This window comes from Cellulomonas hominis (assembly GCF_014201095.1).
GTDB classification, from domain to species: Bacteria; Actinomycetota; Actinomycetes; order Actinomycetales; family Cellulomonadaceae; genus Cellulomonas; species Cellulomonas hominis.
Window position 1 is genome coordinate 4,251,712 of record NZ_JACHDN010000001.1, and the last position, 14,516, is coordinate 4,266,227.

Sequence of the window (14,516 nt, forward strand, 5' to 3'; positions counted from 1 at the left end):
GGGTGTGGGTGGACGCGGATACGGTGGATCCATGGCTGACCTGCACGAACATCCCGACGGTGATCCCGCCGCGGGTGTGGTGCTGCCCCGGTACGGGGACGACGGTCGGTGCCTGACGGACTTCGGGGCGGACCCGGCAGCGGGCGGAGCAGGGACGGCGCAGCAGCGGCAGATCGAGGCGATCGCGGCCTGCCCGCCAGGACCCGAGCTGGATGCGTGGTTGCGGGGTCTGGACCTGTCGGTGCTGCCCGCCGGGGTCGTGCTCGAGGTGGTGGCCGCCTGGGACCGCATGGAGTCCTCCGCCCACGCCGGCAAGCTCGCCGCGGTGGCCGAGCTGGTGGTGCGCCCGACGATGGACCCGGACCGCACCCCGGGGCGTGGGGCCGCGCCGGTGGGGCGGGAGCGGGTGGTGGCCGGTGAGGTGGGGATGCGGTTGCGGTTGCCGGTGCTGACCGCCAGCCGGGTGGTGCGTGATGCGGTGCTGCTGGACGGGTTGCTGCAGGCGACCGGTGCGGCGTTGGCGAGCGGGCATGTGGATGCCCGTAAGGCGGACACTCTGGTGCGTCGGGCACGGGACCTGCCGTATGAGGTGAGCCTGGCGGTGGAGGATGCGGTGCTGCCGGACGCGGACCAGTGCTCGCACGCGCAGTTCGAGCAGCGGGTGGAGCACGCGATCGCCCTGGTGGACGCCGAGGGTGCCGCGCTGCGGCACGCCACGGCCCGCGAGGGTCGGCGGGTGACGCACCCGCGGCGGCGGCCGGACGGGATGGCCGCGATGTGGTGCGTGCTGAGCGCCCCGGACGCGGCCCGGCTGGACGGGGTGCTGGACCACACCGCCCGCGCCGCCCGCGCCCTGGGTGATCCCCGCACCCTGGACCAGCTGCGCGCCGACGGGCTGCGCGACCTGGTGGTCGGGGACGTGCCGGCGGTGGAGGGTCCGGCGTTCGAGGTGCGCCTCCACCCGCCCACCCCGCGACCGGTGCCGGTCGACCGGGCGTGGAGCACCCCGGGTGGGCCGACGCGCCCGATGGCCCCCGAGCCGACCGCCACGATCACCCCCATCCCCGTCCCGATCTCCGCGCCCGAGCCCGCGCCGGCGGCCGCCGCGCCGGCCGAGGCCGGCGCCCTCAACACGCGGTGTCCCGACACCACAAGCACCCCGGTGCCCGCCGCCCCAACGTCGGACGCCGCGGACCTCGCCGCCCGCGCCCACCGCGGCCGCACCACCAACGGCTGCGGCACGTGCGGCGGCCGCCCGGGCGCGCAGGTGCGGGTCACGATCGCCGCCTCCACCCTGCTCGGCCTGGACGACCAACCGGGCGACCTCGAGGGGTACGGGGCCATCGACGCGGTCACCGCCCGGGCCCTGGCCGCCGGAGGCGACTGGCAGCGGATCGTGACCGACCCGCTCACCGAGCAGACCCTTGACATCGGACGACGCCGATACCGACCACCCGCCGCACTCGACGAGCACGTGCGCGTCCGGGACAAGACCTGCGCGGCACCCGGCTGCACCGTGCCCGCCACCCGCACCGACCTCGACCACACCATCGCCTACCACCCGCAACCCGGCGCCCCACCCGACACACCCCTGGGCGGCACCGACGCGGGCAACCTCGGGCCGCTGTGCCGCGCCCACCACCGGCTCAAGACCGTCGGCGGGTTCCGGCTCCGGCAGATCGAACCCGGCCTGTTCGAGTGGATCACCCCCACCGGCCACCGCTACCTCGTACGCCCCGGCACCGGACGCTCCCTCGACACGACCACCGTCCCCCACGACGCCGAACCCCCGTTCTGATGCCCCGCCGACCCGCGTCCCCGGTGTGTCAGTGGTGGCACCTAGGCTCGACACCATGACGACCACCGACCCGCAGCTCCTCGCCCCCGTGTCCGTCGACGCCGCCGATGCCGGTGACGTCGAGGCGCCGGCCGAGCCGCGCGTGCCGGGGCTGTCCCCGTCGCGGGCGAACGACTTCCAGCAGTGCCCGCTGCTCTTCCGGCTCCGGGTGGTGGACAAGCGGCCCGAGCCGCCGAGCTCCGCGGCCGCGCGCGGGACGCTCGTGCACTCCGTGCTGGAGCGGCTGTACGACCTGCCGCTCGGCGAGCGCACCCCCGCGGCGGCGCACGCGCTGATGCCCGAGGCCTGGGACCGGCTGCTCGAGCGCTCCCCCGAGGTGGTCACGCTGTTCGCCTCCGAGGACGAGCGGGAGGCGTGGCTCGGCACCGCCCGGCTGCTGCTGGACACGTACTTCACGCTGGAGGACCCGAACCGCCTGCAGCCCGGCGACCGCGAGCTGGCCGTGCGCACGCTGATGGACGACGGGCCGCAGCTCCGCGGGATCGTCGACCGGCTCGACGTCGCCCCCGACGGAGCGCTGCGGGTCGTCGACTACAAGACGGGCAAGTCGCCGAACCCGGGGTTCGAGGGCTCGGCGCTGTTCCAGATGCGCTTCTACGCGTACGTCCTCTGGCGGGAGCGCGGCGTGCTGCCGAAGATGCTCCAGCTCGTCTACCTCGGCGACGGGCAGATCCTGCGGCACTCCCCCTCCGAAGCGGAGATGCGGACGCTGGAGCTCCGGCTCCGGGCGCTGTGGTCGCAGATCGAGGAGGCCGCCTGCACCGGCGAGTGGCGTCCCCGGAGGTCCCGGCTGTGCGACTGGTGCGCGCACCAGGCCGTGTGCCCGGCGTTCGGCAACACGGCGCCGGAGATCCCCGAGGGGGCGGTCGAGCGCGCGATCGGCATCACGCCTCTGGCGGCGCCCGCATCGGCGTCGGCCTGAACGGCGCCCACCCGACCGCGAACCACCGGACCGCCCGCCATCCGACCGTGAACGACCGGACTGCACTCCACCGGACCACCGCAGCCCCGACCGTCCGCCGCCGTACCGCAACCGCCGGCCGCCCTCAGGCCCGTCCCGCCCCCACCCAGGCCCGCGTCGAGTCCCGCACCACCAGCGTCGGCCGGATCACCCGCCGCGCGACGCGCTCCCCGGAGCGGACCCGGTGCAGGATCATCTCGAGCCCGGCCCGCCCGAGACCCACGAAGTCCATCTGCACGGAGGTCAGCGCGGGCGAGAAGAACCGCGCGTCCGGCATGTCGTCCACCCCGACGATGGAGTAGTCGCCGGGCGCCGCGAGCCCGCGGGCCCGCAGGGCGCTCATGAACCCGAGCGCCATCTGGTCGTTGCCCGCGAACACGGCGGTGAACGTCGTCGGGTCCACGGTCGTGCCGATCTCCCAGCCCGACTGCGCCGACCAGTCGCCCCGCGGCGCGGGCAGCACCGGCAGGTCCGCGGCGGCCAGGGCGTCCCGGTACGCGCGCTCGCGCTCGAAGCTCTCGTTCGGCCCCTCGGGTCCCGCGAGGTGCAGGACGCGCGTGTGCCCGAGGCCGGTGAGGTGCCGCACGGCGAGCAGGCCGGCCTCGTAGGAGTCGACCGTCGCGGAGTCGGCGTTCGGCCAGGAACGCCCGGACAGCAGCACGACCGGCACCCGCTCCCAGACACGCTCGAGCAGGTCCTCGATCCCGAAGTGCGACGAGGACACGATGATCCCGTCCACCCGGGCGGACAGGAACCGGTCGAGGGCCCGGTGCATCCACTCCGGGGTGTCGGAGCCGGACGGGTCGGCCTCGAGCTGGACCGTGAGCAGCGAGTACCCCGCGGCGGCCGCTGCCTGGTTCAGGCCGCTCAGCACGGACCAGCTGCCGTACAGCGACGGGCCGGTGGTGAGGACGCCGATGGTCCGCGTCGAGTTGACCCGCAGGCTCCGGGCGGACTGGTTGAGCTGGTAGTCGAGCTCGGCGATCGCGGCCTCGATGCGCGCGCGCGTGTCGGCGCCGACGTAGCCGGTGCCGGTGAAGTACCGGGAGACCGTCTGGGCGGACACGCCGGCGAGCCGTCCGACGTCGGCCATCTTCGGGGGCCTGGCCTGGTCCTGCGTGCTCATGGGCGGCCTCTTCGGCGGGAGTCGGGTGGGCGCGCTCCGACTGTAGCGAAGCCGCCCCGGTCGCTGGTGTGCATATCCATGCGTTACCCGTTCGTGATGCACCGCCTCTTGTCGAGGCGGTTAGGTGATCGATAACCTACCGGTGTCGACGTCAGCGAGGACGTTCTCGATGACGGCACCGACGCCGGCAGGAACCGGAGCGCGGACACCCGCGCCGGGAGCACGACCCGGCCGACGGGAGACCCCCGTCGCGGGCCGGCCCCGAGCCCCCCGCCCCGCGTCGCGACTGCTGGAACCCACTCGGTACAGGAGAGGCCGTTGACCCGCATCCCCCATCCCCACGCTGATCCCCCCGCCCCCGCCGGCCCGCGCTGGCGCCTCGGGGAGACCCCCTGGCTCGACCGGCCGTTCCCGGCGCCGCGCAGCCGCGTCATCATCGACAACGACTTCTCCGGGGACCCCGACGACCTGTTCCAGGTGGTGCACCACCTGCTGTCCCCGTCGGTCGCGATCCCCCTGCTCGTGGCGTCCCACCTGCGCCCGGACGACCCGATCGACCCGGGCGCGGACACGGCCGCCAACGCGGAGGCCGTCCTCGCCGACGTGTTCGCCCGGATGGGCCTCGACTCGGCCGACCGCATCGTCCGGGGCGCCTCGCGCGGACTGGCCGACACCGCGACCCCGCAGGACTCCCCCGCGGCCCGGGCGATCATCGCCGAGGCGCTGCGCGACGACGACTCCCCGCTGTTCTACGCGGCGGGCGGCGGCCTCACGGACCTGGCGTCGGCGTACCTGCTGGAGCCGCGGATCGCCGAGCGGATCGTCCTGGTGTGGATCGGCGGCCCGGAGCACGACGGCCTCGCCACGCCCCCGGCGCACGCGATGCCGGTCGAGTACAACCTGCTGATCGACGTCCCCGCGGCGCAGGTGCTCTTCGGCGCGCCCGACCTGACGATCTGGCAGATCCCGCGCGACGTCTACCGGCAGTGCCTGGTATCCGACGTGGAGCTGCGGCGGCGCGTCGCGGCGACCGGCCCGCTGGGCGCGTACCTGTACGACGAGGTGCGCTGGGAGCAGGACCGGGTGCACGAGCACGGCCTCGAGGTGCCCGAGTCGTACGCGCTCGGCGACTCCCCGCTGGTGCTGCTCACGGCCCTGCGCTCCACCTTCGAGCCGGACGCGTCGTCGTCCCGGTTCGTCGAGCGCCCGACGCCCGAGATGACGCCGGACGGCACGTACCGGGCGCTGCGCGGCTCCCGGCCGATGCGCGTGTACACGCACGTGGACACGCGCCTGATGTTCGAGGACTTCTTCCACAAGCTCGACGAGTTCGCCCGGTGGCAGGCCGGCGCCTAGGTGTACTCGGCCATCACGTTGGTGACAGTCGGCTGATCGGCGGTCGTCCGCCGAGTGCGATGTGTGGTCTGCGAGTGTTGTAGTGCTCGAGCCAGGGAGCAAGAGCGGCGGCGCGGTCGTCGTTGCTGGTGAAGATCTGCCGGTAGGCCCACTCGGTCGCCAGGGTCCGGTTGAGTCGTTCGACCTTGCCGTTCTGCCAGGGGCAGTGCGGCTTGATGAACACCTGGCGGGCGCCGAGCGCGGCCACGACGGCGCGCAGGTCGCCCGAGTACCTGTAGGCGTAGGCGTTGTCGGTCATGACCCGCTCGATGCGCTCGATGCCGCAGCCGCCGAAGTAGGCCGCGCCGCGCGCCAGGAAGCCCGCGCAGGTCGGGCCCTTCTCGTCGGGCAGGATCTCGCAGTAGGCCAGCCGGGAGCAGTCATCGATCAGGGCGTGCACGTAGTCGTAGCCGATCGGGGTCTTGTCCACGCGTGACTGGTGGTTGGCCAGGGTCCAGCCGCCGCCAGCGCGCCAGCCACCACCGGGCGGGATGCGGCCGATCTTCTTGACGTCCATGTGGACCAGCTCGCCGGGTCGTTCGCGTTCGTAGCGCAGCGTGGTCAGGCGGGTGGCTCGGATCGGTTGGCCGGTCAGCGGGTCGCAGTCGGCCAGGTGCGGGACTCGATGACGGGCCAGGATCCGCGAGACCGTGCGGGCCGGGACGCCGGTCTGCTCGGCCAGCCAGGCAGGCCCTCGACGGTGGGCGCGGCGCGCGAGGACTACCACCAGCTCGATCTCGGGATCGGTGCGGGTCGGTGAGCGGTGCGGGCGTGAGGACCTGTCGGCCAGCCCTGCCGGTCCCTCGCTGCGGAACCGATTGACCCACCGGTGGGCGCACTGGCGAGAGACGCCGAGTTCCTTGGCGACGTGGGCGACCGGGCGATGGCCCTCGATCACCCGCCGGACCAGCAGAGCTCGGCCATGGACAGTCAGACGCGCATTACCGTGAGACACGAGAACCTCCGGCGGGACGTGGGCCTTCGACAAGCCACACCCCAGCCGGAGGTTCTCCTCACGTCAACGGTCCCGCACCGTCATCAACGTCCCGGCCGAGTACACCTAGGCCCGCCCCGATCCCGGATCGACCACACACACACGATGGAGGCAATGGTGCTGAAGACACGGTGGATCGCGACGACGGCGGTCGGGGCGCTCGCGCTCGGCCTGACCGCGTGCAGCGGCGGTGGCGACGACGCGGCGGAGGGCGGCGACCAGACGGTCACCGTCTGGACGCTCACGCAGGAGGAGGCGCAGAAGACGGCGTGGGACGCCCTCGTCGCCGGCTTCGAGGAGGCCAACCCCGGCATCACGGTGGAGACCGAGGAGCGCGCGACCGACGCGCACAAGGACGCGCTGCGGCAGGCGGCAGGGACGGACTCGCTCCCGGACATCTACCGGTACTGGGGCGGCCCGGGCCTGGGCGGCGAGCTCGTCAGCGCCGGGGTCAGCACGGACCTCACGGACGCGTACGAGGAGTACGGCTGGGCGGACGAGCTGACGCCGGCGGCGCTGGCGAACGCCACCCAGTACGGCGGCTACCACGGAGTCCCGTTCATCCAGGCGACCGAGGCGGTCTACTACAACAAGACCCTGTTCGAGCAGGCCGGCATCACGGAGGTGCCGACCACGTACGACGACCTCGTCGCGGCGGCGCAGCAGCTCAAGGACGCCGGCATCATCCCCATGACGTTCGGCGGCACGGTCAACTGGCACGTCATGCGGCTGCTCGACTCGCTGATCGAGACGGAGTGCGGGGCCGACACGGCCGACGAGCTCACCACCGGCGACGGCGACTGGGGCAGCGAGTCCTGCGTCACCGACGCGTTCACCGAGCTCGAGACCTGGGGTGCGGACTTCCTCAACCCGGGCTTCATGGGCATCAGCAACGACGACGCGGCGCAGCTGTTCTACAGCGGCCAGGCGGCCATGACCATCGAGGGCGACTGGTACGGCCCGATGGCGATCGACGGCGGCCTGCCCGTCGAGGACATGGGGATCTTCACGTTCCCGACCGGGACCGAGCGGACCTACGGCTTCGGGGAGCTGCTCTACGTGACGCCGGCGGCGAAGTCCCCGGACGCCGCCGCGAAGTTCCTCGACTACATGGTCTCCCCGGAGGGCCAGGAGAAGCTCGGCACGGCGTTCGCCTCGATCTCGGTGAATTCCACCGTCGAGCCCGCCGCCGACGCCCCGCTGGGCACGGACTGGCAGTCGATCATCGCGGCCTCGGGCGGCCTGTTCGTGAACAACGACCAGAACTTCTCGACCGCGGAGACGACCGAGTACTGGCGGATCCAGAACTCGGTGCTGACCGGTGAGCTCGACCCGGCCGACGCCGGCGCCGAGTTCCAGACGTGGCGCGACGCCAACAACTGACCGAGCGCTCCGGGGCGGGGCCGTGCCGGCCCGTCCCGGAGCCCGTCTGGAGCCGACGATGACCCTCCTTCGCACTCGCCAGGAGCCGCGGACGGACCGACCCCGCCGGGGCCGCCGCCACCGGCCGTTCCTCACCGCCCTGCCCTACCTGCTGCCGGCCGTCGCGCTGTACGGCTACTTCATCGCCTACCCGATGCTCGACTCGATCCGCCTGTCGTTCTACAAGTGGTCCGGGTTCCGTACCGAGACGCCCGAGTTCGTGGGCCTCGACAACTACCGGCGGCTGTTCACCGCCGACCCGGTGTTCTGGAAGGCGTTCGGCAACTCCGTCATCTGGGTCGTGCTGTCCCTGCTGATCCCGATGGTGCTGGGCCTGCTGCTCGCCCTCGGGCTCAACCGCCGGATCGTCGGCCGCAACCTCATGCGGTCCGTCATCTACATCCCCGCGGTGTTCGCCTCGATCACGGTCGCGGCCATGTGGCGGTGGATCTACAACCCCACACTCGGCCTGGTGAACCAGGGGCTCGAGGCGGTCGGCCTGGGCGACTGGGCGCAGTCCTGGCTCGGCGACCCGAAGATCGCGCTGTACTCGGTGTTCGCGGCGTCGGTGTGGCAGGCCGTCGGGTTCCCGATGGTCCTGTTCCTCGCGGGACTGCAGTCCGTGCCGCCGGAGCTGGTCGACGCCGCGAAGATCGACGGTGCCGGCACGTGGCAGGTGTTCCGCAACGTCACGCTGCCCGCCCTGCGGCCGACGACGGTCGTGGTCGTCATCCTCACGATCATCAACTCGCTCAAGGTCTTCGACCTCATCGTCGGCATGACCGGCGGCGGGCCGGCGCAGTCGACGCAGGTGCTCGCGCTGTGGTCGTACACCCAGTCGTTCACCAACCACAGCTTCGGCGCCGGCGGGGCGGTCGCCACCGTGCTGCTCGTGCTGTCGCTCTGCCTGGTCATCCCCTACATGGCCTGGTCGATGAAGGGAGACGACAAGTGAGCGACAAGCTGGCCGTCCCGGTCGCCGTGACCCGGCGCCCCCGCCCCGCGGAGCGGGCACCCGGCACGCCCCGGCGCCGCCGCGACTACGCCGGCATCGGCCTGTGGATCGCGCTGGTCCTCACGTCGCTGCTGTGGGCGCTGCCGTTCGCGATCATGTTCCTCACCTCGGTGAAGTCGAACGCGGACATCAGCACGACCGCGCCGTGGTCGCTGCCGACGTCGTGGGCGTGGGACAACTACGCCGAGGCGTTCCGGGTCGGGGACCTCGGGCGCACGGGGCTGAACAGCCTCGTCGTCTCGCTGGTGAAGGTGCCGGTCGGCCTGTTCCTCGCCGCGGCGGCCGCGTTCGCCATCGCGCGGCTGCGGTTCAAGGCGCACCGCGTGGTGCTGGCGCTGATCGCGATCGGCTCGATGGTGCCGATCCAGATCGCCCTCGGCCCGCTGTTCAGCACGATGCTCTCGCTCGGCCTGCTCGACTCGGTGCCCGGCCTGATGCTGCCGTACCTGGCGTTCGGGATCCCGTACGCGGTGTTCGTGCTGTACGGGTTCTTCCGGGCGATCCCGGACGAGCTCGAGGAGTCCGCGCGGCTGGACGGGGCGTCGACGTTCCGGATCTTCCTGCAGGTGGTCCTCCCGCTCGCGAAGCCCGCGCTGGCCGCGCTGTTCATCCTCGACTTCGTGGGGACGTGGAACGAGTACGCGATGGCGACGACCCTGCTGCGGTCGCAGGCGAACTGGACGGTGCCGCTGGCCGTGCAGAGCTTCTCGACGCAGCACGGCACCGACTACGGGCCGCTCAACGCCTTCATCATCCTGTCGGCGATACCGGTGGTCATCGTGTACCTGATGTTCCAGCGGTACTTCGTGCAGGGTGCGCTCGCGGGGGCGGTCAAGGGCTGACCTCCCGACGGCACGGGCCGGCCCGGGTCAGCGCAGCAGGTCGAGGACCGCGCCGCCGCCGATCCGGGCCAGGTCCGCGACCGTGACGTCCGCGAGCGAGCCGGTCGTGCTCAGCCCCGGCAGGTCGGGCAGCGCGCGGAACACCTCGACCGCGAGCACGCGCGCCCCGGCGGCGACGCCGGACGTGATGCCCGCCGGGGAGTCCTCGACGACGACGCAGTCCGCGACGTCCACCCCGAGCCGCTCGGCGGCCAGCTCGTAGGGCTGCGGGTCCGGCTTCGGGCGGTCGACCTCGTCCCCCGCGACCACCGTGGCGAACACCCCGGCGACCCGGGCGAACGGGTCGGCGAGCTCCCGGTAGGACGAGGTGACCAGCGCCTGCGGCACGCCGGCGTCGGCCAGCGCGGTGAGCAGCTCGCGGGCACCGGGCTGCCACGGGGTCTGCTCCGCGACGGCCGCCGCCACCCGGGTGTTGAGGAAGCCGACGATCTCGTCGACCGACAGCCCCACGCCGCGGCCCTGCAGGACCGCCCCGGACACCTTCATCGGGTTGCCGACGAGGGTGAGGCCGTCCTCGTGCGTCCAGGTGCCACCCCAGGACTCGACCAGCTCGGTCTCGGCCGCCATCCACAGCGGCTCGGTGTTGACCAGCGTGCCGTCCATGTCCCACAGGACGGCGGTCGGGAGAGCGGGGGCGTCGGGGCGCAGGGTCAAGGCACGTCTCCTGTCGTCGGGAGGGCCGGTCCGGGCCCGGGGCCAGGCTAACCGGCGCCGGTGGCCGGGCGGTGAACGGCCGGGGGGCTCAGGGCCGCGGGTCGACCCGCCGCCAGGGCTTCTCGTCGCGCCGCCGGCCCATCCCGGCGGCGCAGCGCGGGCACACGCGCGTCACCCGGTCGGCGTCCCGGCCCGTCGCGGGCTGCGCGTCGGCCCACGCGACGTGCGGGAACCGCAGCAGCGCCGACCGGTGCAGCGACAGCCCGCACACCGTCTCGTTGCGGCCCGGCTCCCAGGCGTGCACCTCGCCGGCGGGGGCGCGGAACCCGTCCGGGTCGACCCACCGGTCCGACGCGGCGACGGCGGCCGACCTCGTGCGCGGCATGCCGTCGACGCTAGCCGCCGGCCCCGGTGTGCGCCCGCGGGCGGGGCGGGCGAGGGTGGGGACGGTGACCGCACGACCCGACCCCGCACAGCCCGGCCCCGCTCCCCCGCCGTCCCCCCGCGCCCTCCGGCAGCGCCTCGGCCGCGCCCTGGCCCGCCGCCCGTGGATCGGCCGCGCCGTGCGGACCACCGGCGCGGCCGTGCTGGCCTGGGTCGTCGTCGGGCTGGTGCCGGGCCCGTGGAGCGACTACCCGTACTACGCCCCGCTGGGCGCGGTGGTGGCCACCTCGGTCACGGTCCGGGGCTCGACGCGGCGCTCGGCGCAGGCGGTGCTGGCCATCGCGCTCGGGGCCGTGGTCGCGCGGCTGGTGGACCTGCTGCCCGTTCCGCCCCTGCCGGCGCTGGCGCTGGTGGTGCTCGTCGGGGTGCTGCTGTCCGGCTGGCGCGTGCTCGGCGACATGGGGTCGTGGCTGCCCACGTCGGCGCTGTTCGTGCTGGTGATCGGCGACGCCGACCCCGTCGGGTACGTGTCCGCGTACGTGGGCCTGACCCTGGTGGGCGCGGCGATCGGCGTCGGGGTGAACGCGCTGCTGCCGCCGCTGCCGCTGACGCCGGCCGACCGGGCGCTGGGGCGGCTCGCGGAGGCGACTGCGGCGCACCTCGGCGGTGTCGCGGACGCCGTGGCCGACGACGACGCCCCCGTGCCGGACGGTGCCGCGCTGCGGGCCGCCCGGGCCGCCGCGGGCGCGGCCGTCCGCGACGCCCAGGACGCCGCCCGGGCGAACTGGACGGCGTCGCGCTACCGGGACTGGCGGGCGCGGCTCGCCACGGGTGCCGGCCGGCTGGACGCGGCGGCGGGTATCGCGCTCGACGTCGCGCGCGCGGTGCGTACCAGCCGCGACGCGTCTGCCGCCCGCCGCGAGCACCCGGAGCGGGTCCCGCTGCTGCCGCTCGCGCCGGACGCCGACACCCCCGCCGACCCCGCGCGGGACGCCACCGCGGCGGCGCTGCGGGCGGGCGCGACGCTCGTGCGCACGCTGCCCGGCGGCGGGGCGGACGACGCCGGGCAGCGGTTCGCCGAGGCGCTCACCGCGCTCCGGGCCGCGGTGGCGGCCGGGCGTCCCGAGGACGGCAGCACCCGGCCCGCGGACGCCGTGCTGGTCGCGCTCGCGCCGCTGTCGGCGCCCGACGAGGCCTGACGCGCGCGCTTCGGGCCGCCGACCGCGCCCCCGGGCGCCCCCTGACTCAGCCGCGCGCGTCCCGCCCCGGCCGCCCGTCCAGCACGAACCGCACCGTCCGCCCCGCCACCGACGCCTCGGCGAGCCGGACCCGCACGTCCGTGCCGAGCGGCAGCGCCTCGCCGACGACCCGCCCGCGCACCGGCGGCTCCCGGAGCTGCACGACGCCCGACGCCCCGTCGTCCCGCACGTCCACGACGACGGCGTCGAACTCCTCCCCGACCCGCCCCGCCAGCAGCGCGGCCTCGACGAGGTCGACGGACCCGCGCTCGTAGGCGGACGCCCGCCGGTCGCCGGCCGCCATGAGCTCCGGCAGCGCCGGCAGGGCCGCCCGCACCGGCTCGGGCACCTCCGCACCGGCCGCCAGCGCGACGCACGTCTCCCCCACGAACCGGTCGACCAGCCGCCGCAGCGGGGCGGTCGCGTGCGCGTACGGGGCGGCGATCGCGGCGTGCTGCGTCTGCGCGGGGACCGCGCCGTCGAACGCGACGTACGCGGCCCCGCGCAGCAGGGTCGTCGCCTCCGTGAGCAGCGCCGCCTGCGCGGGGACCGCGGCGTCCAGGGCGCGCACGACCGTCGCGTGGTCGGCGCCGTCCGGCCAGGGCACCGCGAGCGCCCGGGCGGACCGGCGGAGCCGCTCGACGTCGCGCGGGTCCGCCGGCGGCAGGGTGCGCAGCACGCCGACCCGCCCGTCCAGCATGATCCGCGCGGCGCACATGCCGGTGAGGAGCGACACCTGGGCGTTCCACTCCTCTACGGGCAGGGTCGCGCGGCTGGTCAGGGTCCACCGGCCCCGCGCGTCGACCTCGACCTCCTGGTCCGGGGTCGGCAGGGTCAGCCCGCCGCGCGCGACCTCGGCCTCCTGCCGCAGCCGGCCGACCTCGGGCAGCAGCGCGAGGGTGCCCGCCGCGGTGCCGTCGTCGAGCGCCCGCTGCGCCCCGGCGTAGGTGAGCTGCGCCCGGCTGCGCACCAGCGCCCGCCCGACGCGGACCGCGGTCGGCGCGCCGTCGGCGTCCAGGTCGACGTCCCAGAGCACCGCGGGCGCGTCCTGCCCGGGCAGCAGGCTCGCGGCGCCCTCGGACAGGACTGGCGGGTGCAGCGGGACCCGGCCGTCGGGCGCGTACAGCGTGACGACGCGCCGGCGGGCCTCCGCGTCGACCGCGCCGCCGGGGCGCACCCACGCGGCGACGTCCGCGATGGCGTAGCGGAGCCGGTAGCCGGACCCGCGACGCTCGAGGTGCACGGCCTGGTCCAGATCGCGCGAGCCCTCGGGGTCGATCGTCACGAACGGGATGTCGGTCGCGTCGGCCCGCGACCCCGCAGGACCCGCCCCGACGGCGTGCGCGACCTCGGCCAGCACGTCCTCGGGGAAGCCGTCCGGCACGCCGAGCTCCGCGCGCAGCGCCGCGAGCCCGGTGCGGACGGCGGCGTCCACCTCCCGGGCGCGGGCGTCCTCGGTGGGCCGGAGGCGGACATGGCGTCGGGGCACGCCGCGAGCCTAGGGCGGCGTGCCCCGCCGCGCCCGCCCTCAGCCCTTCCGGGAGAACGCCGCGTCGAACGCCGCGTCCGGCGCGGCGAACGCGAGCCGCCGGACGAACGCCAGCGCCTCGGGCGCCCCGAGCAGGCGGTCCATGCCGGCGTCCTCCCACTCCACGGAGATCGGCCCGTCGTACCCGATGGTGTTGAGCACCCGGAACGCGTCCTCCCACGGCACGTCGCCGTGGCCGGTGGAGATGAAGTCCCAGCCGCGCCGCGGGTCGGCCCAGGGCAGGTGCGAGCCGAGCCGGCCGTTGCGGCCGTTGCGCATCCGCTTCTTCGTGTCCTTGCAGTCCACGTGGTAGATCCGGTCGCGGAAGTCCCAGAGGAACGCCACCGGGTCGAGGTCCTGCCAGACCATGTGGCTCGGGTCCCAGTTCAGGCCGAACGCCTCCCGGTGGCCGATGGCCTCGAGGGTGCGCACGGTCGTCCAGTAGTCGTAGGCGATCTCGGACGGGTGCACCTCGTGGGCGAACCGCACCCCGACCTCGTCGAAGACGTCGAGGATCGGGTTCCACCGGTCCGCGAAGTCCTGGTACCCGGCGTCGATCGCCGCGGCGGACACCGGCGGGAACATCGCCACGTACTTCCAGATGGCCGACCCGGTGAACCCGACGACCGTGTCGACCCCGAGCTTCGCGGCCAGCCGGGCGGTGTGCTGCATCTCGGTCGCGGCGCGCTGCCGGACGCCCTCCGGGTCGCCGTCGCCCCAGACCACGTCGGGGAGGATGTCGCGGTGCCGCTGGTCGATCGGGTCGTCGCAGACGGCCTGGCCCTTGAGGTGGTTGGAGATCGCCCAGACCTTCAGGCCGTGCTTCTCGAGGATGTCGAGCCTGCTCTGCACGTACGCGTCGTCGTCCCACCGCCACGGGTCCAGGTGGTCGCCCCAGCAGGCGATCTCGAGGCCGTCGTAGCCCCAGTCGGCGGCGAGCCGGGCGACCTCCTCGAACGGCAGGTCGGCCCACTGGCCGGTGAACAGGGTGATGGGTCGTGCCATGGTGCTCGCTCCTTCGCGGGTCGTCCGGCAGGAA

Annotated in this window: 13 protein-coding genes; 7 read left to right on the forward strand and 6 right to left on the reverse strand. The window is 74.4% G+C overall.

The annotated features are described in order from the left end of the window. The first annotated feature begins 31 nt into the window (after window positions 1–31). Entirely contained in the window at window positions 32–1,798 is a 1,767-nt protein-coding gene (locus HNR08_RS20170; RefSeq protein WP_146837179.1) for an HNH endonuclease signature motif containing protein, read from the forward strand. Between the two features lie 55 nt (window positions 1,799–1,853). Then, window positions 1,854–2,780, forward strand: a complete 927-nt coding sequence (locus tag HNR08_RS20175) for a RecB family exonuclease (protein WP_146837182.1) — start codon at window positions 1,854–1,856, stop codon at window positions 2,778–2,780. 124 nt (window positions 2,781–2,904) lie between these two features. Here HNR08_RS20175 and HNR08_RS20180 read toward each other — a convergent pair whose 3' ends face one another. Continuing rightward, window positions 2,905–3,945: a LacI family DNA-binding transcriptional regulator gene (locus HNR08_RS20180; RefSeq protein ID WP_146837185.1), complete on the reverse strand. Its 1,041-nt coding sequence runs from the start codon at window positions 3,943–3,945 to the stop codon at window positions 2,905–2,907. Between the two features lie 318 nt (window positions 3,946–4,263). Here HNR08_RS20180 and HNR08_RS20185 point away from each other — a divergent pair, with 318 nt between their 5' ends. Continuing rightward, a complete protein-coding gene (locus HNR08_RS20185; RefSeq protein WP_146837188.1) occupies window positions 4,264–5,301 on the forward strand; it encodes a nucleoside hydrolase in 1,038 nt (345 codons plus the stop codon). 13 nt (window positions 5,302–5,314) lie between these two features. Here the strand turns inward: HNR08_RS20185 and HNR08_RS20190 are convergent, their stop codons facing one another. Then, window positions 5,315–6,295 carry an IS481 family transposase gene (locus tag HNR08_RS20190; RefSeq protein ID WP_146840922.1) on the reverse strand — a complete coding sequence of 327 codons (981 nt, stop codon included), beginning with the start codon at window positions 6,293–6,295 and terminating at the stop codon, window positions 5,315–5,317. A 153-nt stretch (window positions 6,296–6,448) separates the two neighbouring features. Here HNR08_RS20190 and HNR08_RS20195 point away from each other — a divergent pair, with 153 nt between their 5' ends. Genes HNR08_RS20195 through HNR08_RS20205 form a run of 3 tightly spaced genes read left to right on the forward strand, consistent with a single transcriptional unit; the run spans window position 6,449 to window position 9,613 of the window. Then, window positions 6,449–7,717, forward strand: coding sequence for an ABC transporter substrate-binding protein (locus tag HNR08_RS20195; protein WP_146838131.1), 1,269 nt, complete (start codon window positions 6,449–6,451; stop codon window positions 7,715–7,717). 58 nt (window positions 7,718–7,775) lie between these two features. Continuing rightward, entirely contained in the window at window positions 7,776–8,711 is a 936-nt protein-coding gene (locus HNR08_RS20200) for a carbohydrate ABC transporter permease (protein ID WP_146838129.1), read from the forward strand. Further along, window positions 8,708–9,613, forward strand: coding sequence for a carbohydrate ABC transporter permease (locus tag HNR08_RS20205; protein WP_146838122.1), 906 nt, complete (start codon window positions 8,708–8,710; stop codon window positions 9,611–9,613). The genes HNR08_RS20200 and HNR08_RS20205 overlap by 4 nt, the downstream gene beginning before the upstream one ends. Before the next feature lie 27 nt (window positions 9,614–9,640). Here HNR08_RS20205 and HNR08_RS20210 read toward each other — a convergent pair whose 3' ends face one another. Continuing rightward, window positions 9,641–10,327 carry an HAD family hydrolase gene (locus HNR08_RS20210; protein ID WP_246803075.1) on the reverse strand — a complete coding sequence of 229 codons (687 nt, stop codon included), beginning with the start codon at window positions 10,325–10,327 and terminating at the stop codon, window positions 9,641–9,643. An 88-nt stretch (window positions 10,328–10,415) separates the two neighbouring features. Next, window positions 10,416–10,712, reverse strand: coding sequence for a hypothetical protein (locus HNR08_RS20215; RefSeq protein WP_146838121.1), 297 nt, complete (start codon window positions 10,710–10,712; stop codon window positions 10,416–10,418). Between the two features lie 64 nt (window positions 10,713–10,776). Here HNR08_RS20215 and HNR08_RS20220 point away from each other — a divergent pair, with 64 nt between their 5' ends. Further along, entirely contained in the window at window positions 10,777–11,910 is a 1,134-nt protein-coding gene (locus HNR08_RS20220; RefSeq protein WP_146838119.1) for an aromatic acid exporter family protein, read from the forward strand. A gap of 46 nt (window positions 11,911–11,956) precedes the next feature. Here HNR08_RS20220 and HNR08_RS20225 read toward each other — a convergent pair whose 3' ends face one another. Further along, window positions 11,957–13,438 (reverse strand): RNB domain-containing ribonuclease, encoded by a 1,482-nt coding sequence (locus HNR08_RS20225; RefSeq protein ID WP_246803074.1) that lies wholly within the window; start codon window positions 13,436–13,438, stop codon window positions 11,957–11,959. A gap of 39 nt (window positions 13,439–13,477) precedes the next feature. Then, window positions 13,478–14,482, reverse strand: a complete 1,005-nt coding sequence (locus HNR08_RS20230; protein WP_146838117.1) for a sugar phosphate isomerase/epimerase family protein — start codon at window positions 14,480–14,482, stop codon at window positions 13,478–13,480. Window positions 14,483–14,516 lie beyond the last annotated feature (34 nt).

What these genes read in the sequence shown, in the direction of transcription:
- HNR08_RS20170 (WP_146837179.1), top strand. Translation starts at nt 32, where the DNA reads ATGGCTGACCTGCACGAACATCCCGACGGTGATCCCGCCGCGGGTGTG.
- HNR08_RS20175 (WP_146837182.1), top strand. Translation starts at nt 1,854, where the DNA reads ATGACGACCACCGACCCGCAGCTCCTCGCCCCCGTGTCCGTCGACGCC.
- HNR08_RS20180 (WP_146837185.1), bottom strand. Translation starts at nt 3,945, where the DNA reads ATGAGCACGCAGGACCAGGCCAGGCCCCCGAAGATGGCCGACGTCGGA.
- HNR08_RS20195 (WP_146838131.1), top strand. Translation starts at nt 6,449, where the DNA reads ATGGTGCTGAAGACACGGTGGATCGCGACGACGGCGGTCGGGGCGCTC.
- HNR08_RS20200 (WP_146838129.1), top strand. Translation starts at nt 7,776, where the DNA reads ATGACCCTCCTTCGCACTCGCCAGGAGCCGCGGACGGACCGACCCCGC.
- HNR08_RS20215 (WP_146838121.1), bottom strand. Translation starts at nt 10,712, where the DNA reads ATGCCGCGCACGAGGTCGGCCGCCGTCGCCGCGTCGGACCGGTGGGTC.
- HNR08_RS20230 (WP_146838117.1), bottom strand. Translation starts at nt 14,482, where the DNA reads ATGGCACGACCCATCACCCTGTTCACCGGCCAGTGGGCCGACCTGCCG.